This window comes from Lysobacter antibioticus HS124, from assembly GCF_000336385.2.
GTDB classification, from domain to species: Bacteria; Pseudomonadota; Gammaproteobacteria; order Xanthomonadales; family Xanthomonadaceae; genus Lysobacter; species Lysobacter firmicutimachus.
In genome coordinates this window covers 42,325-67,397 of the sequence record NZ_HG424569.1, presented here as the reverse complement: position 1 = coordinate 67,397, position 25,073 = coordinate 42,325, and the positions used below count along the sequence as shown (strand labels likewise).

General features: G+C 70.2%; 27 protein-coding genes and 1 tRNA gene. 8 read left to right on the top strand and 20 right to left on the bottom strand.

Annotated elements, in window-relative coordinates:
* Window positions 1-29: 29 nt before the first annotated feature.
* The gene (gene mtnC / locus TX83_RS19610) at window positions 30-728 is read left to right on the top strand and encodes an acireductone synthase (RefSeq protein WP_064749677.1); all 699 of its coding nucleotides are present in this window, start codon (window positions 30-32) and stop codon (window positions 726-728) included.
* A gap of 311 nt (window positions 729-1,039) precedes the next feature.
* Here mtnC and TX83_RS19605 read toward each other — a convergent pair whose 3' ends face one another.
* The 4 genes from TX83_RS19605 to TX83_RS19590 form a co-directional block, all read right to left on the bottom strand.
* Window positions 1,040-1,258 carry a hypothetical protein gene (locus TX83_RS19605; protein WP_064749676.1) on the bottom strand — a complete coding sequence of 73 codons (219 nt, stop codon included), beginning with the start codon at window positions 1,256-1,258 and terminating at the stop codon, window positions 1,040-1,042.
* 7 nt (window positions 1,259-1,265) lie between these two features.
* Window positions 1,266-1,718: a type II 3-dehydroquinate dehydratase gene (locus TX83_RS19600; RefSeq protein ID WP_075575281.1), complete on the bottom strand. Its 453-nt coding sequence runs from the start codon at window positions 1,716-1,718 to the stop codon at window positions 1,266-1,268.
* 117 nt (window positions 1,719-1,835) lie between these two features.
* Complete coding sequence (locus TX83_RS19595) at window positions 1,836-2,429, bottom strand: YdeI/OmpD-associated family protein (protein WP_064749674.1); 594 nt, start codon at window positions 2,427-2,429, stop codon at window positions 1,836-1,838.
* Window positions 2,426-4,039: a calcineurin-like phosphoesterase C-terminal domain-containing protein gene (locus tag TX83_RS19590; RefSeq protein ID WP_064749673.1), complete on the bottom strand. Its 1,614-nt coding sequence runs from the start codon at window positions 4,037-4,039 to the stop codon at window positions 2,426-2,428. Before TX83_RS19590 ends, TX83_RS19595 begins: the two co-directional genes overlap by 4 nt.
* A 354-nt stretch (window positions 4,040-4,393) precedes the next feature.
* Here TX83_RS19590 and TX83_RS19585 point away from each other — a divergent pair, with 354 nt between their 5' ends.
* On the top strand, window positions 4,394-5,185 hold the full coding sequence (locus TX83_RS19585) for a hypothetical protein (protein ID WP_095179441.1): 792 nt from the start codon (window positions 4,394-4,396) through the stop codon (window positions 5,183-5,185).
* A 29-nt stretch (window positions 5,186-5,214) separates the two neighbouring features.
* Here TX83_RS19585 and hisIE read toward each other — a convergent pair whose 3' ends face one another.
* The 9 genes from hisIE to TX83_RS19540 all read right to left on the bottom strand — a co-directional run bounded on the left by hisIE (window position 5,215) and on the right by TX83_RS19540 (window position 12,958).
* Window positions 5,215-5,859, bottom strand: a complete 645-nt coding sequence (hisIE, locus tag TX83_RS19580; RefSeq protein ID WP_428992581.1) for a bifunctional phosphoribosyl-AMP cyclohydrolase/phosphoribosyl-ATP diphosphatase HisIE — start codon at window positions 5,857-5,859, stop codon at window positions 5,215-5,217.
* A gap of 16 nt (window positions 5,860-5,875) precedes the next feature.
* A complete protein-coding gene (hisF, locus tag TX83_RS19575) occupies window positions 5,876-6,688 on the bottom strand; it encodes an imidazole glycerol phosphate synthase subunit HisF (protein ID WP_064749670.1) in 813 nt (270 codons plus the stop codon).
* Complete coding sequence (gene hisA / locus TX83_RS19570; RefSeq protein ID WP_064749669.1) at window positions 6,682-7,431, bottom strand: 1-(5-phosphoribosyl)-5-[(5-phosphoribosylamino)methylideneamino]imidazole-4-carboxamide isomerase; 750 nt, start codon at window positions 7,429-7,431, stop codon at window positions 6,682-6,684. The genes hisF and hisA overlap by 7 nt, the downstream gene beginning before the upstream one ends.
* Window positions 7,432-7,433: 2 nt before the next feature.
* Window positions 7,434-8,045 carry an imidazole glycerol phosphate synthase subunit HisH gene (hisH, locus tag TX83_RS19565; RefSeq protein WP_064749668.1) on the bottom strand — a complete coding sequence of 204 codons (612 nt, stop codon included), beginning with the start codon at window positions 8,043-8,045 and terminating at the stop codon, window positions 7,434-7,436.
* Window positions 8,045-9,202, bottom strand: coding sequence for a bifunctional histidinol-phosphatase/imidazoleglycerol-phosphate dehydratase HisB (gene hisB, locus TX83_RS19560; protein ID WP_064749667.1), 1,158 nt, complete (start codon window positions 9,200-9,202; stop codon window positions 8,045-8,047). Before hisB ends, hisH begins: the two co-directional genes overlap by 1 nt.
* A complete protein-coding gene (gene hisC / locus TX83_RS19555) occupies window positions 9,199-10,329 on the bottom strand; it encodes a histidinol-phosphate transaminase (protein ID WP_428992580.1) in 1,131 nt (376 codons plus the stop codon). Before hisC ends, hisB begins: the two co-directional genes overlap by 4 nt.
* A complete protein-coding gene (gene hisD, locus TX83_RS19550; protein WP_064749684.1) occupies window positions 10,326-11,627 on the bottom strand; it encodes a histidinol dehydrogenase in 1,302 nt (433 codons plus the stop codon). The genes hisC and hisD overlap by 4 nt, the downstream gene beginning before the upstream one ends.
* Window positions 11,628-11,635: 8 nt before the next feature.
* Window positions 11,636-12,550, bottom strand: a complete 915-nt coding sequence (hisG, locus tag TX83_RS19545) for an ATP phosphoribosyltransferase (protein WP_064749666.1) — start codon at window positions 12,548-12,550, stop codon at window positions 11,636-11,638.
* 96 nt (window positions 12,551-12,646) lie between these two features.
* Window positions 12,647-12,958, bottom strand: coding sequence for a YerC/YecD family TrpR-related protein (locus TX83_RS19540; protein WP_064749665.1), 312 nt, complete (start codon window positions 12,956-12,958; stop codon window positions 12,647-12,649).
* Window positions 12,959-13,195: 237 nt separating this feature from the next.
* Between TX83_RS19540 and TX83_RS19535 the strand changes: the two genes are divergently transcribed.
* Window positions 13,196-15,070, top strand: a complete 1,875-nt coding sequence (locus TX83_RS19535; RefSeq protein WP_064749664.1) for a sensor domain-containing diguanylate cyclase — start codon at window positions 13,196-13,198, stop codon at window positions 15,068-15,070.
* Between the two features lie 12 nt (window positions 15,071-15,082).
* Here TX83_RS19535 and TX83_RS19530 read toward each other — a convergent pair whose 3' ends face one another.
* From TX83_RS19530 to hisS, 3 genes are all read right to left on the bottom strand, one after another.
* Window positions 15,083-15,631, bottom strand: a complete 549-nt coding sequence (locus TX83_RS19530) for a prolyl hydroxylase family protein (RefSeq protein WP_075575279.1) — start codon at window positions 15,629-15,631, stop codon at window positions 15,083-15,085.
* A 110-nt stretch (window positions 15,632-15,741) separates the two neighbouring features.
* The gene (locus TX83_RS19525) at window positions 15,742-17,640 is read right to left on the bottom strand and encodes an HAL/PAL/TAL family ammonia-lyase (RefSeq protein ID WP_064749663.1); all 1,899 of its coding nucleotides are present in this window, start codon (window positions 17,638-17,640) and stop codon (window positions 15,742-15,744) included.
* 259 nt (window positions 17,641-17,899) lie between these two features.
* Window positions 17,900-19,285 (bottom strand): histidine--tRNA ligase, encoded by a 1,386-nt coding sequence (hisS, locus tag TX83_RS19520; RefSeq protein ID WP_064749662.1) that lies wholly within the window; start codon window positions 19,283-19,285, stop codon window positions 17,900-17,902.
* Window positions 19,286-19,559: 274 nt separating this feature from the next.
* Here hisS and TX83_RS19515 point away from each other — a divergent pair.
* Window positions 19,560-19,636, top strand: a tRNA-Pro gene (locus TX83_RS19515).
* 215 nt (window positions 19,637-19,851) lie between these two features.
* On the opposite strand, the gene TX83_RS19510 is transcribed toward TX83_RS19515, so the two are convergent.
* The gene (locus TX83_RS19510; RefSeq protein WP_141233591.1) at window positions 19,852-21,108 is read right to left on the bottom strand and encodes a sel1 repeat family protein; all 1,257 of its coding nucleotides are present in this window, start codon (window positions 21,106-21,108) and stop codon (window positions 19,852-19,854) included.
* Between the two features lie 147 nt (window positions 21,109-21,255).
* On the opposite strand from TX83_RS19510, the gene TX83_RS19505 reads away from it, so the two are divergent.
* A complete protein-coding gene (locus TX83_RS19505; RefSeq protein ID WP_141233590.1) occupies window positions 21,256-21,666 on the top strand; it encodes a hypothetical protein in 411 nt (136 codons plus the stop codon).
* 298 nt (window positions 21,667-21,964) lie between these two features.
* On the opposite strand, the gene TX83_RS19500 is transcribed toward TX83_RS19505, so the two are convergent.
* Window positions 21,965-22,438 (bottom strand): fasciclin domain-containing protein, encoded by a 474-nt coding sequence (locus TX83_RS19500; protein ID WP_064749659.1) that lies wholly within the window; start codon window positions 22,436-22,438, stop codon window positions 21,965-21,967.
* A 295-nt stretch (window positions 22,439-22,733) separates the two neighbouring features.
* Between TX83_RS19500 and TX83_RS22985 the strand changes: the two genes are divergently transcribed.
* From TX83_RS22985 to TX83_RS19490, 3 genes are read left to right on the top strand one after another with little or no spacing between them, the layout of a single operon-like run.
* Complete coding sequence (locus tag TX83_RS22985; RefSeq protein ID WP_064749658.1) at window positions 22,734-22,985, top strand: hypothetical protein; 252 nt, start codon at window positions 22,734-22,736, stop codon at window positions 22,983-22,985.
* Entirely contained in the window at window positions 22,982-23,323 is a 342-nt protein-coding gene (locus TX83_RS19495) for a hypothetical protein (protein ID WP_064749657.1), read from the top strand. The genes TX83_RS22985 and TX83_RS19495 overlap by 4 nt, the downstream gene beginning before the upstream one ends.
* A 54-nt stretch (window positions 23,324-23,377) precedes the next feature.
* On the top strand, window positions 23,378-23,869 hold the full coding sequence (locus TX83_RS19490; RefSeq protein ID WP_079248341.1) for a fasciclin domain-containing protein: 492 nt from the start codon (window positions 23,378-23,380) through the stop codon (window positions 23,867-23,869).
* 4 nt (window positions 23,870-23,873) lie between these two features.
* On the opposite strand, the gene TX83_RS22980 is transcribed toward TX83_RS19490, so the two are convergent.
* The gene (locus TX83_RS22980; protein WP_141233589.1) at window positions 23,874-24,116 is read right to left on the bottom strand and encodes a hypothetical protein; all 243 of its coding nucleotides are present in this window, start codon (window positions 24,114-24,116) and stop codon (window positions 23,874-23,876) included.
* 362 nt (window positions 24,117-24,478) lie between these two features.
* The coding region (locus TX83_RS19485) for a winged helix-turn-helix domain-containing protein (protein WP_064749655.1) at window positions 24,479-25,073 on the bottom strand (595 nt) is incomplete at its 5' end.

Sequence of the window (25,073 nt, the reverse complement as noted above, 5' to 3'; positions counted from 1 at the left end):
CCCGTTCCTTTTACCTAATTCCTCGCCCCATGCCCATCCGCGCCATTCTCACCGACATCGAAGGCACCACCAGCAGCATCTCGTTCGTCAAGGACGTGCTGTTCCCCTACGCGCGCCGGGCCCTGCCGGGCTTCGTCGCCGTGCGCGGGCGCGAACCGGCGGTGCGCAAGTGGCTGGACGCGGTGGCGCTGGAGAACGGCGGCGTGTGCCAGGACTCGACCGTGGTCGAGGTGCTGCAGGGCTGGATCGACCAAGACCGCAAGCACACCGCGCTCAAGGCCCTGCAGGGCATGATCTGGGCCGACGGCTACCGCAGCGCGGATTTCACTTCGCACATGTACCCCGATGCCGCGCCGGCGCTGCGCCGCTGGAAGGACGCCGGCCTGCGCCTGTACGTGTACTCCTCCGGCAGCGTGCCGGCGCAGCGGCTGCTGTTCGGCCACAGCGATGCGGGCGATCTGACCGAGCTGTTCTCGGGCTGGTTCGACACCGAAGTCGGCGGCAAGCGCGAGCGCGACAGCTATGCGCGCATCGTCGAATCGATCGGCCTGCCCGCCGACGAGATCCTGTTCCTGTCCGACGTGGTCGAGGAACTCGACGCCGCCCGCGACGCCGGCGTCGGCACGGTGCTGGTCGACCGCCGCGAAGACTACCCGCAGCCGCGCGAGGGCGATGCCACGCACGGCCACACCCGGGTGGAATCGTTCGCGCAGATCGACCCGGTCTGAGCGACGCTGCGGCCGACGGGCTCGTGTAGGAGCGGCGCAAGCCGCGACGGGGGTGCCGCAGCTACGGCGCAAGCCGCAACACGGCGGTCGCGACTTGCGTCGCTCCTACCCCAAAGCGGACGCCGTCGCGGCAAGTCATGCCCGTGTCCGCAGCCCGGGCACAGGGTTCTTCCGCATTAGACGGCCTATCCGGGGTTTGGGCGCTGCGCTCGCATACGCCCCGCTGCGGCGGTCGCGGCTCATGACCGCAGAAAGTCCCCGTGGGACGCCGCCCCTACAGGGAGCGATGCGTCGATCGCGGCGGTTGGCGGCTACAACCGGCTCAGATGACGGATCCGCACTTCATCGCGCTCGACGCCGCGCTCGTCGGCGATGCGGCGGCGGAGGCGCTCGACCAACTCGGCCGGGTCGAACGGCGTCGTATCCGTCGGCGCATAGTCCAACGTGGCCTGGCCGCGAATGCAGAAACGGCCGCCGACCAGGATCTCGTAGTCGGCGAAATAGAAATGGTGCGTATCGGCGCTGTCCATGTTCGGCTCAGGTGCCGACATGGACAGCGTTACCGCATTCGTCGCACCCCAGGTGCTCCAGCGCGATCGACAGGGCCAGGGTGTAGCTGTGCGCGGCATAGCCGTGGACCAGGCGCAGGCGCGGGCCGCAATGCGGGACGATCGAGGGTTCCAGCGCGCCCATCCGGTCGTCGTGGACTTCGATGTAGGGCATCGGCAAACCGTCCAGTGCGTCGCGCAATTCGGCGCTGGCCGGCACGCAGGCGCCGGGATCGAGCAGCAGCAGTTCGGTGTTGGCCGCACGCATGCCGCGCAGGCACTCGACCAGTTCACGCTCGCTGCGGCAGCAGCGCAGCGCGATCGATTTGCCGGCGCTGGCGGCGCGCTCGATCAAACCGGCGCGGACCGGGCCGGCCAAGGGCTGCAGCGGCCATTCGACGGCGGCACCGGGCTGCGGGCCGCGCAGGATGAGGATCGACACGTTCGCACTCGCGGCGCACTCGGGGCGGCGCGCCTTGAGGCCCAATGTAGGAAGCGCCGGCGTAAAGCCGCCATTCCCGAGCGCCGTCCGGCGCGTAAAGCCCGCGTCAATTCTTCATCAGGAATGGATCTTCTCGCCGCGCGCCAGCATCGCCACCAACTTGGCGATCCGCGCCGCGCGCGTCTCCGGCTTTTTCGCGGTGTGCACTCGCCACAACACCGCGTAGCGATTGGCGCCGTCCAGCGCCTGGAAGTACTTGCGGGCTTTCGGCTCGCGCTTAAGCGCCAGGGCCAGATCCTCGGGCACGCTCATCTTGCTGGCCGATTCGTAGGCCGCCGCCCAGCGCCCGTCGGCCTGGGCCGCGTCGACCTCGCGCTGCCCGCCCGGGCGCATGCGGCCTTCGGCGATCAGCCGTTCGACCTTGCCGATGTTGATCTTCGACCACAGGCTGCGCGGCCGGCGCGGAGTGAATCGCTGCAGGAAATACACTTCGTCCAGGCCGCGCTTGAGGCCGTCGATCCAGCCGTGGCACAAGGCCACGTCCAGGGCCTCCTGGTAGTTCACCGTCACCGCGCCCTGCCCTTTCTTGGCGATTTTCAGCCACACTCCGCGCGGCTCCGCACCGCTTTCCAGCCAACGCTCGAACGTCGCGGCATCGGCGAAGGCGATCACCGGCAGGTCGTCGGCCGGGCCTTTGGGCGCGGCGCTCACGGTGCGGCCTCGATCAGGCGATAGCGCGTGGACAAGCGCTGCTCGCCCTGCCACGCATCGAATACCCGTACTTCGATCGCATGCTCTCCCGCCGCCAGATCGGTCGGCAGCGCCGCGTTCCACAGATGCGCCGACGGCATCGCGATCGCAGCGCGGTCGTAGCCGCGCAAGCGCTCGGCGCCGTCGTCGCGGGCGTTTTCGGCCAACAATGCCGGGTCGGGCTGTTCGACCCGACGCATCGGCGTCCATTCGCCGCCGTCGATACGCAATTCCACCCGGCTGTCCTCGCGCCCCATGAACGCATTGGCGTACACGCCGCGGATCGGATACGAGCCGCGGCGCAAGGTCTTCGGCGCGTACAGGCGCAGGTGCGCGTTGGCCACCGAGTCCGCGTCCAGCGCGCGTCCGGCCGACGGCGCCGGATGCCAGCTCAGCGCATAACGCGCATCCGCGCCGATGCGCAGGCGTGCGTAGCCGTTCGGGGTGCCGTCGCTCATGGTGCTGTCGGGCAGTCCCTGGGCATCGCGCACGCCGGACCAGAACGCCCCGCAGGCGGCGCCGACGTTGTACTCGTGCAGCGGCGCGGCGCCCTGCCAGCCGCTCGCCGCGGCGTGAAAGACATGGCGTTGGGCATGGCTGTGCCCGCTCAGCACCAGCACGTGCGGGAACGGCCGCAACAGCGCGAACAGGCGTTCGCGGTCGGCACGGCGGAAGCTCTCGCGTCCCGGCGCGGCGTCGAACAAGGGAATGTGCATGGCCAGCACCAGCAGGCGCTGCTTCGGCGCATCGGCGAGGTAACGTTCGAGAAAGACGAACTGGTCCTCGCGCAGGCCGCCGATGTAGTCCGGCTTCGGCCCCGGCCGGTAGACCACGTCGTCGAACACCACGAAGTTGGCCTGCGGTTCTTCCCAGGCGTAGGTGTCCGGGCCGTAGACGTGGCGGAAGCTGAGCAGCGAGTCCTCGTCGCGGGCCGCGTCGAAATCGAGATCATGGTTGCCCGGCGCATGCAGCCAGGGCACGCCCAGGCGCGCAGTGGCGGCATTGAGCCGGGGATACAGCGACAGATCGTCGTGGGTGATGTCGCCCAGGCTCAGGCCCAACCGGGCAGCCGCGCCCTCGCGCGCCAGCGGCTCGACGATGGCCCGCTCGTAGTAGCCCACGTCGACCGCGCTCTTGGTCTGCGGGTCGGCGAACACCAGCACGTCGAGATCCTCGCCGCCCTGCGCGCGCTGCGGGATCAGACCGTAGTCCCGGCACGTCGCTTCGCTGCGCGGCATGCCGCCGTACTTCAGCGCGGGCCCTTCGTTTTCGCGCACGTTGAGCCAGTAATCGGGCAGCCCGTTGCCGCGCGCCGGCAGCCGATAGCCCGCCGGCTTGATCAGGAACTGGCTGCTTCCCTCGCGCGGCGTCAGCCGGTAGCGCCCTAGGGCATCGGTCACGACGATGATTTCGCCGTCGGACACCCGCTGCCCGGCCAATCCCGCGTCCCCGGCGTCCCGGCGCCCGTTGCCATTGCGGTCGGCATAGACCGTGCCCTCGCACTGCGGCGTCGCCGAGGCGGCCGTAGCGAACAGGGCGGACAACAGGGCGGCGGACGCGATCGGGCGCATGCGAAAACTCCTTGGGAACGGCCCATTATGCGCGGGCGCACGCCTCGTGCCCCACCGCTCCTGCGGCGGCGTGGGCCGCGGCAACCGAAGCGACGTACGCAAGCGCGCTATCCGAAGCCAAACGGCACTCGACCTCACCGGGGCCCGGCGACTCCGGGTTTCGGCCGCGAGGCTCGCCCACACCGCTGCGTTCGGTCGCGGCTCACGGCGCCGCTATAGGGGCAGGCGTATCGGATTCGGCCGATACCCGCTGCGAAGCCGGTTCCGGCTTAACAAAGGCCTAGGGACGGCCCGGATGTGCGCGGCGAATGCGGCGTCCTAGGGTGAGTCTCCCCCAACCCGTTGGAGTCCGTCATGGTCACGCCGATCACTGCGGCGGCACCGACCGCCTACCCCTATCGCCCCGAACCGCCCGAGCCGCCGACCGCTTCGGAGGCCACCGACCGGGCGATCCGCCAGTACCAGACCCACCTGAGCCAGGGCGCCGGCGCCTCGCAGCTCGCCGACGACCGCGCCGCGATCGACAAGGCGGTCGCGGTCGAGATCCAATTGCAGATCCTCGCCCTGCCCGGCCGCGGCAAGACCGAACGCGAGCCGACGGTGGCGCAACTGGTCGAGCAGTACGGACAGAAGATCCTCGAGCGTCATCCCGACCTGCCCGCCGCGTCGCGCGAAACCATCGAGTCGGCGATCGGGGCCTACAAGACCGAAGCGACCCAGTGGGCGCCGGAAGATCGCGGCAAGGTCGAGGCTTACATCAAGGACGCGATGGAGCGTCATCCCGACGACATCCAGGGCGCATTCGAACAGTTGCGCGACCTGCGCTGGACCCCGGGCCACTTCTACGACACCAATCTCGCCGTCGCCGCCGATTACCTGCGCGCGCGCTGGGAGACGCAGAAGTCCAACAACATCGTCGCCGGCATCATGGTCGACACCTACATGGACAAGAAGAAGAACGGCGAGATCCCGCAGAACGGGCCCGGCCCGGTGTCGCCGTATTCCGAGCTGCAGAAGGAATACATGCACAAGGGCGTCGAGGACCAGTGGAATACCTTGAACTGGTTCGAGAAGGCCTTCCTCAGCGATCAGTCGGTGACCATCGGCGGACTGGCGCGGGCGGCGTTCGAGAACGACATCAGTTGAGTCGGCGGCGCTGGGGCGGCGTCTGGCCCTCAGTCCTCGCGCCGGCGCGCGCCGCGATGCGGCTGGCCGTGGCGTTGGCGCAACACCGCGACCGCGTCGGCCAGCGACAGGCCGCGCGCGCGCAACAGCACCTGCAGGTGGAACAACAGGTCGGCGGCTTCGGCGCATAAGGCCGCGTCGTCTTCGCCGACCGCCGCCAGCGCGGTCTCCACCGCCTCTTCGCCGACCTTCTTGGCGATCGCGGCCGCGCCCTTGGCGAACAGGTGGGTGGTGTAGCTGCCCTCGGGACGCTCGCGCTCGCGCCGGGCGATCAATTCGTCGAGTTCGCCGAGGAAGGCCAACTCGTCGCCGGGGGCCTCGGGAAAACAGCTGACCCGGCCGAGATGGCAGGTCGGCCCGTGCGGCACCGCGCGCACCAGCAAGGTGTCGCGGTCGCAGTCGGTTTCGATCGAGACCAGGTCGAGAAAGTGGCCGGAGCTTTCGCCCTTGGTCCACAGGCGCTGCTTGCTGCGGCTGTAGAAGGTCACATGGCCGCTGGCCAGGGTCGCGTCGAGCGCGGCGCGGTCCATGTAGCCGAGCATCAGCACGCGCAGGTCCGCCGCGTCCTGGATCACCGCCGGCAACAGGCCGTCCTGCTTGTCCCAGGCCAGGGCGTCGATCTGCGCTGCGTCCAGGCCGGACGCGGCGGCGTCATTGGAGTTCGCGGACTGGGACACCCTGCTCTCGCAACACTGCCTTGAGGACCGGAATGCGGATGCTGCCGGAGTGGAACACGCTGGCCGCCAAGGCCGCGTCGACGTCGGCTTCGCGGAACACCGCACCGAAATGCTCGATCGCGCCGGCGCCGCCGGAGGCGACCAGGGGCACCTCGCATACCGCCCGCACCGCAGACAGTTGTTCGATGTCGTAGCCGCCGCGCACGCCGTCGCTGCCCATGCAGTTGAGCACGATCTCGCCGGCGCCCAGGCGCTGCGCCTCGACCACCCAGTCCAGGGTGCGCCGGGCCAGGGCCTGGGTGCGGTCGGGGTCGCCGGTGTACTGGCGCACCCGCCATTCGCCGTCGGGGTCGCGCAGGCTGTCGATGCCGACCACCACGCACTGCACGCCGAACTCGGCGGCGATCTCGCCGATCAGCGCCGGCCGTTCCAGTGCGGGCGTGTTGATCGAAATCTTGTCGGCGCCGGCATTGAGCACGCCGCGCGCGTCCTCGACCGAACGGATGCCGCCGGCGACGCAGAACGGGATGTCGATCGCGCGCGAGACCCGCTCGACCCAGTCGCGGTCGACGCTGCGGCCCTGCGGGCTGGCGGTGATGTCGTAGAACACCAGTTCGTCGGCGCCCTCGTCGCGGTAGCGCAGGGCCAGCTCGACGATGTCGCCCATGTCGACGTGGTCGCGGAAGCGCACGCCCTTGACCACCCGGCCGTCGCGCACGTCCAGGCAGGGCACGATGCGCCGGCTCAGCGGGGTCGGGTTCGGCGCGGGCGCGGCGGCGTTCAGCATCGGCGCACCTGGCGCAGCGCGTCGCCGAGCTGGAACCGGCCTTCGATCAGGGCCTTGCCGAGCACCGCGCCGCTGCAGCCGACGCCGTCGGCGGCGACGATGTCGGCGATGTCGCGGATCCCGCCGGAGGCCTGCACCTGGACCTGCGGCGCGATCGTGTGTAGGTGCCGGTACAGGTCCAGGTTGGGCCCGGCCATGGTGCCGTCGCGCGATACGTCGGTGCACAGCAGGTGGCGCAGGCCGGCGCCGGCGTAGCGCTCCAGCACCGGCTCCAGGCGCGCGCCGCTGGCCTCGGTCCAGCCCGCCACCGGCAGTTCCCAGCCGCCGTCGCCGGCCTGGCGCACGTCCAGGGCGATGGTGATGCGTTCGGTGCCGAAGCGGCGGAACCAGCCGATCACCTGCTCGGGCTCCTTCACCGCCAGCGAGCCGACCACGACCCGGTCGGCGCCGGCGTCGAGGATCGCCTCGACGTCGGCCTCGCTGCGCACGCCGCCGCCGGTCTGCACCCGCATCCAGCTGGAGGTGGTGATCGCGCGCAGCAGCGGGGCCAGGGTGTAGCCGCCGTAGCGGGCGGCGTCCAGGTCGATCAGGTGCAGCCACTTGGCGCCGGCCTCGGCATAGCGGGTGGCCAGCGCCAGCGGTTCGGTCTCGTAGCGGGTTTCCTGGGCGTAGTCGCCCTGGTGCAGGCGCACGACCCGGCCGTCGCGCACGTCGATCGCGGGATACAAGGTGGCGTTGCCCATGTTCACCCCTCCAGGGCCAGGAAGTTCGCGAGCAGGCGCGAACCGACCGCGGCGGAGCGTTCGGGGTGGAACTGGGCGCCGTAGCAGTTGCCGCGCCCGGCCACGGCGGTGAAGTCGACGCCGTAGCGGGCGCTGGCCAGGGTGTCCTGGGTCACCGGTGCGGCGTAGCTGTGGACGAAATAGGCCTGGTCGCGCTCGCCGAGCCCGGCGAGCAGGGCGTCGCCGCGGTCTCGCGGCGCGCGTTGGCGGAGGAGGTTCCAGCCCATGTGTGGCACACGCACTCCTGGTCCTGATGGCAGTCGGGTGATACGGCCCGGAAGCAGGCCGAGGCATTCCACCTCGCCCTCCTCCGAGGACTCGTACAACAGCTGCATTCCCAGGCAGATCCCGAGCAAGGGCTGTTGCAAGCGGCGGATCGGGTCGATCAGGCCTCGCTCGCGCAGACGCGCCATGGCGGGGGCGGCGGCGCCCACGCCCGGCAGGATCACGCGATCGGCGGAGGCGATCGTCGCTGGGTCCGCGCTCAGGATCGAACGCGCGCCCAACCGCTCCAATGCATAACGCACCGAGCCGACGTTCCCCCCCCCCGAATCCACTACTACCACCCACGTCATTACAGAACCCCTTTCGTACTCGGCAGCTCGCGACCTTCGCGACGGATCGCCTGACGCAGCGCACGCGCCACCGACTTGAAGCATGCCTCAATCTTGTGGTGATCGTTATCACCTTCCACGTTCAGATTGAGGTTCAGGCCGGCGGTTTCGCACAACGAGCGGAAGAAGTGCGCCACCAGCTCGGTAGGGAAATCCCCCACGCGCTCGCGCGCGAACGCGCCGGAGAACACGAAGTACGGCCGGCCGGAGAAATCCAGCGCGGCCCGCGCCAGGGTCTCGTCCATCGGCAAGACGACATCGGCCTGCCGAATAAGTGTGCTTTTTTCCTGAACACCTTCGCCTTCGCCCTCGCCGCCCGCCGCGGCGTCGAAGCCGTAACGGCCGATGCCGCGCTTGTCGCCCAGCGCCTCGCGCAGGGCCTGGCCCAACGCCAGGGCGCTGTCCTCGATGGTGTGGTGCTCGTCGATGTGCAGGTCGCCCTCGCAGCGCAGCTCCAGGGCGAAGCCGCCGTGCTTGCCGATCTGCTCGAGCATGTGGTCGAAGAAACCCAGCCCGGTCGCGACCCGCGGCTCGGCGGCGCGGTCCAGGTCCAGCGCGACCTCGATCCGGGTCTCGCGGGTATTGCGCTGCACCCGCGCGGTGCGCGGCCGGTCGGCCAAGGCGTGGGCGATGCCGGCCCAGTCCCACTCGCCGCCGAACTGCTCGGTGCGCAGTTGGAACGCGCGGACGCCGAGGTTGGCGGCGAAGCCGTTGTCGGTTTCGCGATCGCCGACCATCGCCGACCGCTGCCAATCGATGCTGCGGTCTTTCAGCAAGTGCAGCGCCAGGCCGATGCCGGGCTTGCGCGTGGGCCGGTTCTCGGCCGGGAAGCTGGTGTCGATCAACACCTCGCGGAACACGATGCCCTGGCTTTCGAACACCTGCATCATCAGCTCGTGCGGACCGTCGAAGCTCCAGCGCGGATAGGACTCGGTGCCCAGGCCGTCCTGGTTGGTGACCATCACGAACTGGTAGCCGGCGTCGCGCAGCTTCAGCATCGCCGGGATCACCCCGCGCACGAAGCGCAGTTTGGCGTAGCTGTCGATCTGGAAATCGGCCGGCTCTTCGATCAGGGTGCCGTCGCGATCGACGAACAGGATCGGCGTGCCCGCGCTCATGCCGCGACTCCGGCCCGGCGCGCGATCCGGCTCAGCACCTCGATCACCGCGGCATTCTGCTCCGGCGTGCCCAGGCTGATGCGCAGCGCATCGCCGAGTTGCGGCGCGGCGCGCACATCGCGCACCACCACGCCGGTGTCGAGCAGGCCATCGAACGCGCTCTGGGCGTCGTCGAAGCGCACCAGCAGGAAGTTGGCCTGCGAGGGATAGACCCGGCGCACGCCGGGCAGGCCGCGCAAGGCCTCGGCCAGGCGCTCGCGCTCGCTCATCGCGGTGGCGGTGCGCGCCTTGGTGGTGTTCAGGGGCACTTCGGCCAGCGCGCGCAGGGCCAAACCGACGCAGGGGGTCGGCAACGGGTACGGCGCCTGGCAGCGCTGCAGCGCGGCGATCAGCCCGGCATCGGCGATCACCGTGCCGATCCGCGCCGCGGCCAATGCGTGCGCCTTGGACAGGGTGCGCAGCACGGCGATGTTGCGTTCGCTGCCGAGCAGGCTCACCGCCGAGGCGCCCTCGGCGAACTCGATGTAGGCCTCGTCGACCACCACCAGGGCGCGGCCGCGCAGGCGCCGCGCCAAAGCGGCGATCTGCGGCAACGGCAACAAGCTGCCGGAGGGATTGCCCGGCGAGCACAGGAACACCAGCTTGACCGCCTCGCGCTCGACCGTGTCGGCGAGCGCGGCGAAATCGCAGGAGAAGCCGTCGGGCGTATCGCGCAGCGGCGCCTCGATGGTGCGCACGCCGTGCAGGCGCGCGCAGACCGCGTACATGCCGAAAGTCGGCGGGGTGATCGCGATCGCGTCGCCGCCGGGGCGGCACAGCGCCCGTACCAGCAGGTCGATGGCCTCGTCGCTGCCGCGCCCGGCCAGCAGTTGCTGCGGCTCGCAGCCGTACAGCCGGGCCAGGCGCTCGCGCAGCGCCGCCGGCTGCTGATCGGGGTAGCGGCGCACCGCGCCTTCGCCGTCGGCCACGCTGGGCCAGGCCGCCTCGTTGGCGTTGAGCCAGACCCGGCCGTCGCGCTTTTCGCTGCGCGCCGAGCTGTAGCCGGCGAAATCGCGCAAGTCTTCGCGCAGCAGCAGTACCGGATCGTCGTTCATCGCCTGGTCGCTCATCGAAGATTGATCGCTCATGCCGCCACCGCGCGCAAGCGCAGCGCCACCGCCTCGCGGTGCGCGTCCAGGCCTTCGGCCGTGGCCAGCTCGACCGCGCAGGGGCCGATCGCGCGCAAGCCCTGCGGCTGCACCTCCTGCACCGTGATCGCGACCTGGAAGCTGGCCACGTTGACGCCGCCGGCATAGCGCGCCGCACCGCTGGTCGGCAGCACGTGGTTGGTGCCGCTGCAGTAATCGCCGAGCGCTTCCGGCGCCCAGTCGCCGAGGAACACCGAACCGGCGGCCTCGACTTCGCCCAGCCAGGCGCGCGCGTCGCGCAGGGCCAGGATCAGGTGTTCCGGCGCGTAGCGGTTGCTGACCGCAAGCGCGCTGTCGATCGAATCGACCAGGATCGAGCGCGACGCGCCCAGCGCGGCGCGCGCGGTGTCGGCGCGCGACAAGACCGCGAGCTGGCGTTCGAGTTCGGCGTCCACCGCATCCAGCAGGGCCGCATCGTCGCTGAGCAGGATCACCTGCGAATCCGGGCCGTGTTCGGCCTGCGACAGCAGGTCGGCGGCGACGAAGTCGGCGCGTGCGCCGGCATCGGCGATCACCAGCACTTCGGAGGGGCCGGCCGGCAGATCGATCGCCGCCCCGCCCTCGAGCAGGGCGACCTGGCGCTTGGCCTCGGTGACGTAAGCGTTGCCGGGCCCGAACAGCTTGTCGCACTTGCCGACGCTGGCGGTGCCGAAGGCCATCGCGGCGATGGCTTGCGCGCCGCCGAGCTTGTACACGCGCTCGATGCCGCAGCGGCGCGCGGCGTACAGCACCGCCGGATCGGCGCTGCCGTCGGCGCGCGGCGGCGTGCACAGGGCGACCTCGGGGCAGCCGGCCAGTTGCGCCGGCACGCCCAACATCAGCGCGGTCGAGGGCAGCGGCGCCGAGCCGGCCGGCACGTACAGGCCGACCCGGCGGATCGGCCGCAGCACGCGTTCGCAGCGCACGCCCTCGGCGGTGTCCAGGGCATAGGGCCGGGTCATGCCGGCTTCGTGGAAACGGGCGATGCGCTCGCCGGCCTCGTCGATCGCCGAGCGCAGCGCCGGGCTCAACGAGCGTTCGGCCTGTTCGAACTCCCCGGCCGACACCGCGAAGCGCTCCGGCGCGCGGCCGTCGAAGCGCTCGGCATAGCGGCGCAGGGCGGCATCGCCGTCGCAGCGCACCGCCTGGAGAATCTCCGCCACCGCCGCGGCGGTATCGGCGCGGGTCTGTTGCGCCGGGCGGCGCAGGGCCTGCTCGCGCGCGGCCTCGTCCAATGCGTTCCAAAGCAGACGTTGCATGCGCGCGCTCATGCCAGCATGCCCTCCACCGGCAGCACCATCAGGCCACGCGCGCCGGCGCGCTTGAGTTCCTCCAGCCGCTGCCAGGTCACCGCGCCGTGGCACAAGGCCTGCAGGGCGACACTGTCGTCGTTGTCCAGGCGCATCACCGTCGGCGCCTCGGCGTCCGGCAGCAGCGGCAGCAGTTCGTCGAGCAGGTCGCGCGGGGCCTGGAACATCAGCAGCTTGCTGTTGCGCACCCGCATCGCGCCGTCGAGCCGGCGCAGCAACAGGTCGGCCAGTTCGCCGCGGACGTCGTCGAACCGTTCGACCGGGCCGGCCAGCACCGCCTCGCTTTCGACCAGGGTCTGCACCGCCTTGAGCTGGTTAGCCGCCAGGGTCGCGCCGCTGGAGACCAGGTCGCAGATCGCCTCGGCCTGGCCCAGGCGCGGCGCGATCTCGACCGACCCCGACAGCAGCACCACCTGCGCCTCGATGCGCTGCTCGGCCAACCATTGGCTCAGCAATGCCGGGTAGCTGGTGGCGATGCGCTTGCCGGTGAGCTGCTGCGGCCCTTCCCAGTGCCAGGCGTCGGGCACCGCGATCGCCAGCCGGCAAGCGCCGAACCCGAGCGGACGCCACTCGCGGAACGCCGCCGCGCGGCCGTTGCCGCGGCGATCGCCGTCCTGTTCCAGCAGCACGTTGCGGCCGACCACGCCGAGATCGCAGACCCCATCGGCGATCAACCCCGGGATGTCGTCGTCGCGCACCAGCAGCAGGTCGACCGGCAAGGTCTCGCCGTAGCAGAACAGGCGGTCGCGGCTTTCGCGCCAGCTCAGGCCGCAGGCGCTCAGCAGGGCGCGCGCCGGGTCGGCGAGGCGGCCGGACTTCTGGATCGCGATGCGCAGGCGGTCACGCGCGACGGCGCTGGCGGGAGGGCTCATGGACGGGTCTCGGTGGGGATGCGGGGCGAGCGGCTAACGGACAAGGAGGGAACTGACGCGGGCCGCGGCGCAGGGGCCGCGACGCGCAGAGCGCGATCAGCGGTGTCGGCCGGGGCGGCGGTGCAGGGCCGCGGCGTAGCCGCCGGCACCGCGCTCGAGCACGCGCGCGACGCGGCCGATGGTGGTCACGCTGACCTGGGTGCGGTCGTGGATCTCGCGATAAGGCACGCCCTGCTCCAGCAACGGCACGACCCGCCAGCGGTCGCTCATCGCTTCCAGCTCGGCCGGCGTGCACAGGTCTTCCAGGAAGGCCCGCACCTGCTCGGCGCTGCGCAATCCGGCGAAAGCGTCGGCCAGATCGGCGAGCGCGTCCTGGCTTTGGTCGAGATCGGTGGCGCGGCGCTTCATGCAGGAGATTCGGCTGGCGTTGCGAGGCAGTGGCGCATCCAGACCCGACGACCGGATCACAAATGCATTAATGTACTAACGCGTTAATACATTAGCGGCCACAGCGAAGATCGTCAAGCCCGGCCTGAACCGGCCGCGAATCGCGTTAAGACCCAGAACACGCCCTGCCCGCGCCCCCTCCGCGGGCGCCTCCCGTCCGCGCGACGCAACGGCCTGCGTCCGTCACCGCCATGGAAGATGAACACGACCCAGTCCGCCGTGCCCGTCCGCCTGCGCCGCGCTGCCGCGGCGCTCCGCCTGTTCTGCCTCGCCCTGTCGTGGACCTTGCTCACCGCGTCCCTGCCGGCGCAGGCGCATAGCGTGCTCGACCTGGGCCGCGCCACGCGCGCGGTCGAGCTGGCGCCGTTCACCGCCTACTACCACGACCCGGGCGGCCGGCTGGAACTCGACGGCGCGCGCCAGGCGATGCTCGACGGCCGCTTCCAGCCCCTGCCCGGCGGGCGCAACTCGTTCGGGTTCCAGCCTGGCGCATTCTGGTTCCACATCGCGGTACGCAACCGCAACGCCGAAGTGCCGCGCTGGCTGCTGGTGCAGGAGTTCGCGCTCAGCGACCGGCTCGACGTGTACACCGCGGGCGCCGACGGCGTCGCGACCTACCAGGCCGGCGGCGACAGCCTGCCGTTCGCGGCGCGCGCGATCCGCTACCGCCATCCGAATTTCTGGATCGATCTGCCGGCCGGCGAGACCGTCGACGTGTTCGTACGCGTGCGCAGCCAAAGCTCGATGCAGGTGCCGCTGACCCTGTACACCCCCAGCGCGTTCACCGAACTGGCGCGCGACGCTCAGCTCGGCATCGGCCTGTACTACGGCATCCTCGCCGCGTTGTTCTTCTACAACCTGGTGCTGTGGCTGAGCCTGCGCGACTCCAGCTACTTCTGGTACCTGTTCCACATCTGCGCCTTCGGCCTGGTGTTGCTGACCCTCAACGGCCTGGGCTTCGAATACCTGTGGCCGCAGTCGCCCTGGCTGGCCGACCATTCGGTGCCGTTGTCGATCTGCCTGGCCCAGATCGGCATGCAGCAGTTCGCGCGCGAGTTCCTCGGCCTGCGCCAACGCTGGCGCGGCGGCGACTACGTCGGCCTGGCGATGATCGCGTTCTTCGTGGTGCTCGGCCTGGCCGCGCCCCGCCTGCCCTATCGCGTGGCCACCCCGATCGCCTCGGCTGCGGTGTTCGTCAGCATCGCCTGGATCGCGGTCGAGAGCCTGGTCGCGATGCGCCGCGGCTACAAGCCGGCGCGGCTGTTCCTGCTGGCGTGGTCGGCGTTCCTGCTCGGCACCGGCATGTTCGCCGCGATCGCCTTCGACCTGCTGCCGAAGATGTTCATCACCGAATACGGGGTGCAGATCGGCTCGGCCCTGGAAATGCTGTTGCTTTCGGTCGCCCTGGGCTACCGCTACTCGTCGCTGCGCAGCGAGAACGAGCGGATCGTGCGCGAGGCGCGCGACCAGCTCGAGCACAAGGTCGAGCTGCGCACGCTGGAGCTGCGCCAGGCCCTGGTCCAACTCGAGGACGCGCACGAACGGCTGCGCGAAACCAGCCAGCGCGACGCGCTGACCGGCCTGCACAACCGCAGCCATTTCCGCGAGGCCTTCGAATCGCTGCTGCACCGCTCGCGCCGCCAACGCCGGCCGCTGGTGCTGATGATGATCGACCTGGACCACTTCAAGCAGATCAACGACCGCTACGGTCATCTGATCGGCGACGAATGCCTGCGCTGGGCCGCGGGCCTGATCGCCCAGGTGCTGATTCCGCACCACGCCCTGCTGGCGCGTTTCGGCGGCGAGGAATTCGTCGCCGTGCTGCCCGACCACGATCTCGATGCCGGCGCCCGGGTCGCCGAGGAACTGCGCGAACGCCTCACCGCCCAGCCCTGCCCCAGCCGCAGCCGCGACATCCCGGTCACCGCCAGCATCGGCGTGCACGAGATCGCGCCGGATGCGGATCTGGGGGTGGAGGCGGCCCTGCAATTCGCCGATCAGGCGCTGTATCTGGCCAAGGCCGACGGCCGCGACTGCGTGCGGGTCTGGGGGGCGGAGCGGTTGGCGTCCTGAACCGCGCGCCGCTTATGCCGGCGGCGCGTACATCACGTCCGAGCGCAGCGCGTACTTGGTGCCGTACTCGACCGCCGCGCCCTCGTGCCAGGTGTCGTGGACGAACAGCAGGCCGTCGCCGGCGCGCGGCACGACCCGGAACTGGCGGAAGTCGGTGTCGCCGCCGCCGAAGCCGTCGTTGAGATAGACCAGCAGGGTCAACCGGCTGAGCCGGCCGTCTTCGCTCCAGGGGCCGTCCTTGTGCATGCGGAAGCGCTGGCCCGGGCCGTATTTGTAGAAGCGCAAGGCGCGCGGCAAGCCGGCCGCGACTTCGCCGTCCAACGCCGGCAGGCCGACCGCGCGCAGGCGCTGCCACAGGGCGCCGACCCAGTGCGGCGATTCGAACACGGCGCGCTCGTTGTTGCGCACGTGCGCCATCGGTTTCTGGCCGCCGTCGGCGGTGCGCACGCCGGCAGGCTCGAAGCCGTGCGCCTCAGCCAAGGCGATCAGTTCGGCGCATTCGTCCGGCGCCAGCAGCGGACGCAAGGTGAAAACGCGGTCGTTGTGACGGACGATCTGCATGACGGGCCCCCTGCCTTTCACCGCTGGCCTTCACCGCTGGCGTTCATCGCGCGCCCTCCCCCTACCCCTCTCCCGCGAGCGGGAGAGGGAATGCACAGGCGCCTGGGACTTCAGCCCTGCAGCGTAGCGCGGGCCGCGTCGAGCACGGTGCCGTCGCGCACCAGCCGCACCGCGGTCGCGACTTCGCCGTCGAGGGCGCGGTCGTGGTCGAGGAACGGGATGGCTTCGCGCAGCGCCGCGTGCGCGGCGGCGACCGCGCGGCCCGGACGGAACTCGTCGGCGGCGGCCAGTTCGGCGCGCAAGCCTTCGACTTCGGCCAGGAAGCCGGCGTGATCCTCGCCGCCAGCCAGCGGGCCGCCGGCGATCTTGGCGGCCAGCGTCGCGGCGTCGGCGCGATCGGCCAGATCGCGCGCGGCGTTGATCATGTCGCGGCGCAGATCCAGCGCCTGGGCGGCGGTGTACAGCTCCAGCGCCAGCACCTTGCCCAGGTCGTCGGCCATCGCCAGCACATGGCGCGCCTCGTTGGCGCCCATCGAGACGTGGTCTTCGGCATTCGCGCTGGTCGGGATCGAGTACACCGAGGCCGGATGGGCGCGGCTGGCCAGGTCGTTGACGATCGCCGCGGCGGTGTACTGCACGATCATGTGGCCGGACTCGGTCGAATCCTCGTTGCCGATCAAGAAGCCCGGCAGGCCGTCGTTGGTGGCCGGGTCGACCAGCTTGTTGAGGCGGCGCTCGGAAATGCTCGCCAGCACCGGGATCGCCGCCTTGACGTAGCTCATCGCCAGCGCCAGCGGCATGCCGTGGAAATGGCCGGCCGAGATCACCTGCTGTTCGACGTGCTCGGCCTGCGCGTCCGGGAACACGATCGGGTTGTCGGTCAGCGAGTTGAGTTCGACCTCGAGCACCCGCGCGGCCTGGGCGATGGCGTCGCGCACCGCGCCGTGCACCTGCGGAATGCAGCGCAGCGAATAGCTGTCCTGAGGCTGGTGCTTCTTGCCGCCGCGGAACGGGCGGAAGCGGTTGTAGAACTTCTCGCGGCCGTGGCGCTGGCCGAACGGCACCCAGTCCCAGCCGATGTCGAAGCTGAGCTGCTGCGCGGCCGGGGTGTCCCAGCTCTGCGGCTGCCAGGCGCGGAAACGCGGCACCAGGTGGTAGGGAATGTCGGACAGGGTCGAGCCGGCCAGCAGCTTGCGCAGGTTGGCGGCGACCTCGACCTGGCCCGGATGCGGGCGCAGCGCGTGCACTTCCTCGGCGAACGCGCCCAGGCGGCCGGCGAAGGCGTCGATGGTCATCGCCGCGGCGAGGTCGGCGGTGTCGAGCAGGTCTTCGAGCTTGGCCAGGGCCAGCACGCCGCAGGCCAGCATCTGCGCGGTGCCGTTGTTCAACGCCAGGCCTTCCTTGTAGGACAGCTTGACCGGGGCCAGGCCGGCGCGCGCCAGCGCTTCGGCGCCGGGCAGGCGCTGGCCCTGATAGAAGGCTTCGCCGCCGCCGAGCAGGACGATGGCCAGGTGCGACAGCGGCGCCAGGTCGCCGCTGGCGCCGACCGAACCCAGCTGCGGCACCACCGGCACGATGCCGGCGTTGAGCAGGTCGGTCAGCGCCTGCAGGGTCTGCACGCGGATGCCGGAGTGGCCGCGCATCAGGGTGTTGACGCGGATGCACAGCATCGCGCGGACGATTTCCGGCGCGAACGGCTCGCCGACGCAGACCGCGTGGGTCACGATCAGGTTGCGCTGCAGTTCTTCGTGCAGGGTCTCCTGGTTGCGCTTGGCGCCCGGCAGTTGGTCGCGCAGATGGTGCGCGCCGAGCAGGCGGTCGGCGTTGCTGCCGAAGCCGGTCGAAACGCCGTAGATGGGTTCTTCGCGGCGCACCTGTTCGGCCAGGAAGTCGGCCGCGCGCGCTACCGCCGGCAGTTGCGCCGCGGACAGTTCGACCTGGGCGCCGTAAGCCACGGCGACGAGCTGCGACCGCGTCAAAGAGCGGCCATCGAGTTGGATCTTGTTCAAGCGTGGGTTCTCCGCATCGCACCCTGGCGATCATCTGCGACGGCCGGAACCGGCCGCGCATACTCGGGAGTCGGTGCGTCAATGGAACGATGGGAACCGCGCCGGCGGCTGCCGGTCGCGGGGTGGAAGCCGGCCGCAGCCGGCGCCCGATCCCGCGTCGGCGTGGAGCGCCGCGCGGGATGGGAGGAGCGCGCGCGGCGAGCGCGCGTCGGCGCGTCCGGACGGCCGGCGTTGCCGACGCGACCGGCGCGCGAGAGGGTCACTGCATGGCCCGCGACTGTTCGAGTTCGACCCGCAGGGTGCGCGCGAGTTCGCTGCGCGCGACCTCGAACTGGTCTTCGCGGCGCAGGTCCTTGACCGTCACCGTGCCCTTGGCCAGTTCGTCCTCGCCGAGCACGACCACGAAGCGGATGCCGGCGCGGTCGGCGTACTTGAACTGCTTGCCGAGCTTGGACGCTTCCATCACCGCTTCGGTGTTGAGGCCGCCGTGGCGCAGCTCGTTGGCGATCGCCAGGCAGTGCGGCAGGTGGGCCTCGTCCATCTGGGTGACCAGCACCTGCACGCTGCTGTCGGCGGTGCTGACCAGGCCGGCTTCCTGCAACTGCCAGAACAGCCGGGTCAGGCCGATCGAAATGCCGACGCCGGGCAGCTTGGACTTGCTGTAGTGGCTGGCCAGGTCCTCGTAGCGGCCGCCCGAGCAGATCGAACCGACCTGCGGGTAGTCGTCGAGGGTGGTCTCGTAGACGGTGCCGGTGTAGTAGTCCAGGCCGCGCGCGATCGAGAAGTTCAGTGCGTAGTTCTTTTCCGGCACGCCCAGCGCGCGCACCAGCTCCAGCACCTCGCGCAGCTCGGCCACGCCCTGGCGCAGCGATTCGTTGCCCTCGCCCAGCGCGGCCAGGCGCGCCAGCGCGTCCTCGTGCGAGGTCGAGCGGATCGCGACGAAGTCGAGGATGGTGGCGACCGCATCCGCGGCCAGGCCGAACTCCGGCCCGGTCAGGGTCTCGCGCACGTAGTCGGCGCCGCGCTTGTCCAGCTTGTCGACCTCGCGCAGCACCAGCGCCTGCTGCTGCGCATCGGCCACGCCCTGGGCTTCGAAGAAGCCGCGCAGTAGCTTGCGGTTGTTCAGCTGGATGGTGAAGGCGCCGATGTTGAGCTCGGAGAACACCGCGTAGATCGCCGCCGGCAGCTCGGCGTCGTAGCGCACGCTGAGCGCGTCCTTGCCGATCACGTCGATGTCGCACTGATAGAACTCGCGGAAGCGGCCGCGCTGCTGGCGCTCGCCGCGGTACACGCGCTGCATCTGGTAGCGGCGGAACGGGAACGCCAATTCGTGCTCGTGTTCGGCCACGTAACGCGCCAGCGGCACGGTCAGGTCGAAGCGCAGGGCCATTTCCGGCACGCCGCGCTCGCCCGACTGCGCGCTCTTCTCCAGCGCGCCGGTGGACTGGACGAAATAGACCTGGCGCTCGGTCTCGCCGCCGGATTTGGTCAGCAGTACCTCCGACAGCTCCATGACCGGCGTTTCGATCGGCAGGAAGCCGAAACGCTCGAAGTTGCGGCGGATCGTGTCCAGCATGCGCTGGAAGGCGATCTGGTCACGGGGCAAGAGCTCCATGACCCCGGGCGGGGTGCGGGGCTTGATCAAGCGGTACTCCAATGGGGTCGGGCGGACGGGCCGGCGGCGGCGCCCGGGCCCGTCCGCGGACGGACGAACGGCTGGCGCAACCGACGCAAACAGTTTAACGTCCCGCCCCGCTCCTGGCTTGCCGCGCCGGGGCACGACGACCGATCCGGGGCGAAAGCGCCGGAACCGCCTCCGGGCGGGCTTTGATCGGGGCCGGACCCGTCGCGATGAATTTTTTGCATCGCCCCTCTTGCATCACCCGGGGGGACGTCGCTAGAATTTGCGGCTCAGCAGTCGGGGTGTAGCTCAGCCTGGTAGAGCGCTACGTTCGGGACGTAGAAGTCGCAGGTTCAAATCCTGTCTCCCCGACCAATCTGATACGACGAAAAAGCCGGCCTCGCGCCGGTTTTTTTGTGCCTGCGCTACGGCGGCGGCAAGCCGCCGTAGCAAGCGCCAACCAGACAACCGCCCTCGCCTGCAGGCCGGTCGCGCGATCGGCGCAGCTCCTCGGCATCGGCGCCATGCCTCACCTGCGCCGCTTGCCGGCCGTGCCCGCCGGGTTCGAACGCGGCGACGGCAGCGCGCTTTCAGGGCGCGTCCAGCGCGCTCGACGCGTCGCGGAATCGCGAAAGAATCCGTTTGCGCAAGGCCCGATTGGCTTCGTAATCGGCCTGCGGCGCGATCAGGCCGGCGCAGTCGCCGAGCGGCGACGCCGCGGCGTCCGCGTCGCAACCGGCGACCCAGGCGGCAGATGCGGCGCGGGCGTCGGACAGTAGCGTCCTGGCCTGGGCGCAGATGCCCTCGGCGCCGTCGGCGCAGCCCATCGCCAGCGCGAGATAGGCCAGCTGACCGCGCTCGCCGGATACGCGCTGCGGCCGTTCGCTGCGCGGCGCTCCGGCCAAGGCCGCTTCGGCGAGGAAGTGGCAGCCTTCGGCGTCCAGGAACAAATCCGGGTTGTGCAGGAAGCAGGCCTTGGACAGATAGGTCCAGGCCTGGGCCGTGTCGCGCGGCGCGCCGATGCCGGTGTGATGCATCCAGCCCAGGTACTTGCAGGCGTAGGGCCCCTGGCCGATGTCGTCGCTGGCGCAGACCCGGCCGAGGCGTTCGTAAGCGCGCGGGTAGTCGCGCAGCTTGCGGTTGTGCAGGTACAGCTTGCCGGCTTCGTAGCAGCCTTGCGGGCCCAGGTCGGCGTCGCAGGATTTGTCGAAGTAACCCAGCGCCAGCGCCGGATCGCCGCCGCGCGCAGCGGAGACGCCCTGGCTCCAGCAACTGTCCACGTTCGAGTCGCGTTCGCAGGCCGGCGACTGCGCGACCGGGCCGGGATACTCGATGTCGTAATTGGGAAACTCGACCGCGTCGCTGGCGTGGGTGCGCCCGAGCTTGCGCATCCGGTCGAGCAGCAGCTCGGGAACCCGCTCGATGCTGTCCGCGGCGCAGGTCAGGGCGGCGACCGTGTCGCCCTTGCGCTGGACCTGCAGCTCGCCGATCTTGCGCAGCTCGGTCGGATCCGGCGCCTGGCCGTCGCGAAAGCCGAAGCGGGCCCGATAGGCATGGTCGCCGTTGGCGAACACCACCGTCTCGTCGATCGTGCCCTGGGCGCCGTCCGCACGGTAATAGCCAAGCTGCGCGAGCGGCGCGCGCAACACCAGTTCGTCCGGTCCCTGCTCCAGGCCGTAGCGGTAGACCGCTTCGTCGCCGGCCAGGCAAATCGCCAGGCTTTTGTCCTGCCCGGCGATCCGGCAGGCGGCGACCCGGCTCTCGACGTCCATGCAACGCGCCGACGCCTCGGCGCCGGACAGCCAGCCGCCCAGCAACACCAAGCCGGCCGATAAATACCGTTTCAAAGCCTTCCCCTCCTTGCGACAGGCCATACCGCCCGCGAGGCGGTCCGCAACCGCCCGCCCCGCGCCTAGTTCGAGCGGCGGCGCGTCCGTCCGCCGCCTCAATCGAGCAGGGGCTAAGATGGACGCGATCGATCATGCAAAGGCCCCATGCCCAAGGTCAAGACAAGCGCGATCTGGCTCGCGGCTGCGATGTGTATCGCGACGGCGGCGGGGACCGGATGCAGGCGCGAGTTGCGCCTGCGGCCCGAGACCCTGCCGGCCGCAGCGGCGCAGGCCGCCTACGCCGCATCCATCTGCGTTGCCAATCCCGGCAATCCGATCGCCGCGTTCGAGATCGAGTCCGGCGAACTGCCCGAGGGGCTGCGGCTGGAGCATGCCCGCGGCGAGGACTGCGCGCGGATCGAAGGCAAGCCGGCGCGGCCGGGACGCTACCGTTTCGCCATCGCTGCGACGGAGTTCGGCACCATGAGGTCCGGTCGCAGCGGCCGCGTCGCCTATGTCCTGGATGTCGCCCCGGTGCCGGGCCGCCCCCAGTCCGAGGCCGCCCGCGCGCCTTGACCCGCGCCGCGGATGCCCGCGCGTCGCCGCCGCTTACCGCTCCGGCAGCGGCGGTCGCGACCCGGGAGTAGGCCGGGTGCCGGTGCGTCGGCCTGGACCTCGCCCGTGCAGTCCTGCTCGCGCTCGAACTCGGCCTCGCGCTTGCGAAGCCGGCGTGCGTGTTCGCCGCGCAGATCGAGACGGCGCACACGCGGACACGATCCGATGCGGACCGGGCAGGCGCCGCAACGAAAAGGCCAGCTTGCGCTGGCCTTTCGCTTGAGCTTTCGGTCGAGGCCATCCCTGGCCCGCGCCCGGGTCAGTTCTTCTTCGCCGCCGGCAGGTTGACCTTGTCGATGCCATGCACGACCCCGTTGGCCGAGGCCAGGTCGGCCACGGTGATGCGCGCGCCATCGATGCTGACGGTCTCGCCGTCGCGCTTGATCGGCGCCGGCTGTCCGTTGACGGTCCTGGCCGCATCCCACTTGCCGACGTCCGCCGCGCTGCGGCGGCCGTTGACGACGTGGTAGTTGATGATGGCGCTCAGCTGTTCCTTGTTTTCCGGCTTGAACAGCTCGTCCAGTTTGCCGGCCGGCAGACTGTCGAAGGCCGCGTCGGTCGGGGCGAAGACGGTGAACGGGCCCGGGCCGGCCAGGGTTTCCTTGAGCCCGGCTTTTTCCACCGCGCGACCGAAAATGCCGAACGAGCCGTTGGCGGCGGCGGTATCGAGCACGCTGAGGGTCGAGGCAGCGGTTTGATTGGCGCTCGGGGTGGAGTTCTGATTGGTATTCATGGAGGTCACCTGCTGGTGGATCCGCTTTCGGCGAATCGAGGATGGCCGAAGCCGATGCCCCTGAAAGATCAGGAGCGATAACTCAATGCGGAGAGTGAGTGGACGTGCGGCGCGGCTTGAGCAGCCGTTGCGGCATTGCACCGCAACCCGCCCAACATGCGCTTGGCCTCGTTACTTTGCTGTGACGAGGCGGCGCTCTCGTCACGCCGGGCAATGCGCGGTCTGATATGGTGGCTACCTGCAAGCACCGAAGCGTCTTCCCAGCCGCTCCTCAGCCCGCAGGCCGGAGGACGGCATGTACGCCCACGCGCACCTCGAACTGCTTCGCTCCAACGCGGCTCGCGATCTCGACCGACAGGACGCGCGCGCGATCCAGGACGCGGAGAGCGAAGGCTGGCCGGTTCCCTGCCGCTATCCGGCCGCGTTGAGGCCGGCCACGCCGTGGCGGCACTATTTTTTCGATCGCGCCTCGCCCCGCCCCTTTCCTGGCCAGGATCCGAGCGGACGGCGGCGCTGCCCGCGCATCGCCGTGCGAGATCGGCAATGAACGCGATCACTCTGTCCGCGTTGATCCTGTTCGTTGCGGCCATCGCGATCGAATCCCTGCTCCAGGCCAGATTCTGGAAACTGCTCGGCCACCTGCACCCCGAGCAGCACGACCACGCCCACCGCGGCCGCGAATCCGAGCGGGAAGCGCCGCCGACCCAGCGAGGCGGTGCGCGAAAGCTGATGATCTATCTCAGAGACAGGAACTTCCGCCTGAGCCTGGATCGCGGCGGCGCCCTGTATTGCAAGGACAATCGCGGCCCGATGATCTACTCGTACTGGGCGACCGCGATATCGGGTTGCCTTCTGCTGCTGGCCATCGGCATCTGGGGCTGGTGACTCGCCCCACCCATCGCAGCGCGCGCAGTCGCGCTGCCACACAAGGCCGACCCCATGAATTCCCACGCTCCGTCCGCCGGCACGATGCCGCGGATCACCGCCATTGCACGCCCCGAACCGGCCGCGAAGAAACTGCTCGACGTCGCGGCCGAACAGGGATCCTTCGCGATCTTCTGCGACGCGGCCGAGCGCGCCGGATTGCGCGATCTGCTCGATGGGCCGGGCCCGTTCACGGCTTTCCTGCCCACCGACGCCGCATTCGCCGAGCTTCCGCCGGGCTATCTCGAATCGCTGTTCCTGGCCGAGAACAAGCAGCGCCTGGTCGACCTGCTGTGCCACCACATCGTCCCGAAACGCAAGACCGTCGCCGAGTTCGAGCGTTGGGATTCGCTCAAGACCCTGCATGGGAACAGCCTGGCGATCCAGGCGATCGACAAGCAAGTGATGGTCGGCGCCGCCAAGGTCACCCTGCCCAACCTGTATGCGAGCAACGCCGCGATCCACGGCATCGATCGCGTCAACCTTTTCCCCGCCCCTGGCCGATAGTCGGCTAGGGCGCGGAAGGATCTTGCGACCAATAGACTCTGTTCACCCCATCGTCGACGTAGATGCCTTCGCTACGCCGCCTCAGCGCCCTGCCTTCGCGATTGCGGATCGAGATCGACAACTGCTCGGTTTTCTCGGTCCCATCGCCAAGCGAGGTTACGTCGCTGGAACGGATGCACAGCAGATCGCCGCATTGGCCACGGTCGTCGCAGGCGGTAATGAACCAGGCCATGTTTTGGGTCGCCACGGCGCGCCTCCATCGGCCGGACACGCGTCCGGCCCTGCGACCATCATCCTCCTAATCGGCCTCGGCTCCCCGCCTTCCGTCGGCCGGCCGACCCGGCCCCCGAATCCTCCATTCAGCCCTGCGCTCCAATCATGTCCGGCAACCGTCGGCATCGCCTTGGCATCGCGCGCGCTCGACCTGCGCCGACTCCCCCTCCCAGGCCGCCCCGGCGCATCGGCGCGGTGCCGCGCTCGATTCGGAGCGCCGCCGGTTGCTGCTGGATCACGCGATGCGCCATGCCGCCGTTGCGGTACAGGGGGCGGTCTGCATCGGGTCGCCGGTTACCGAAGCGCGGGCGCCGCGCGACGGCGCGCAGCCGGCGGTCACGGAGCCTGGGGGCCATCGCCGCCCTCAAGCGGGCCGTCTTCGAGCGCATAGCCGGCGCCGCGCACCATGCGCAGCGGCGAGGGATCGCCGAGCTTGCGCCGCAACGCGGCCATCACCGCTTCTTCGGCGTTCGAAGCCGGCTCGCGGTCCTCGCCCCAGCAGCCGGCGATCAGCTCGCTGCGCGACACCACCCGGCCGGCGCGTTCGGCCAGCCGCTGCAGCACCGCGAACTCCTTCGGCCGCAGCGGCAACAGCACCCCGCGCCGATGCACTTCGCGCCGGCCCAGGTCGATCTCCAGATCGCCGACCCGCAGCCGGGTGGGTCGGATGGAACCGCCGCGACGGGCGATCGCCGCGATCCGCGCCATCAGCTCGTCCATCGAAAACGGCTTGATCAGATAGTCGTCGGCGCCGCTGGCCAGGCCTTCGATGCGGTCGTCGACCTGATCGCAGGCGGTTAGGAACAACGCCGGCGCGCCCAGGCCCTCGCCGCGCCAGCGCCGCAGCAGGACCAGGGCGTCGCCGTCGGGCAGCAGCCGGTCCAGGATCAAGGCGTCGTAGACGTAGCTGCGAACGAAAGATTCGGCCATC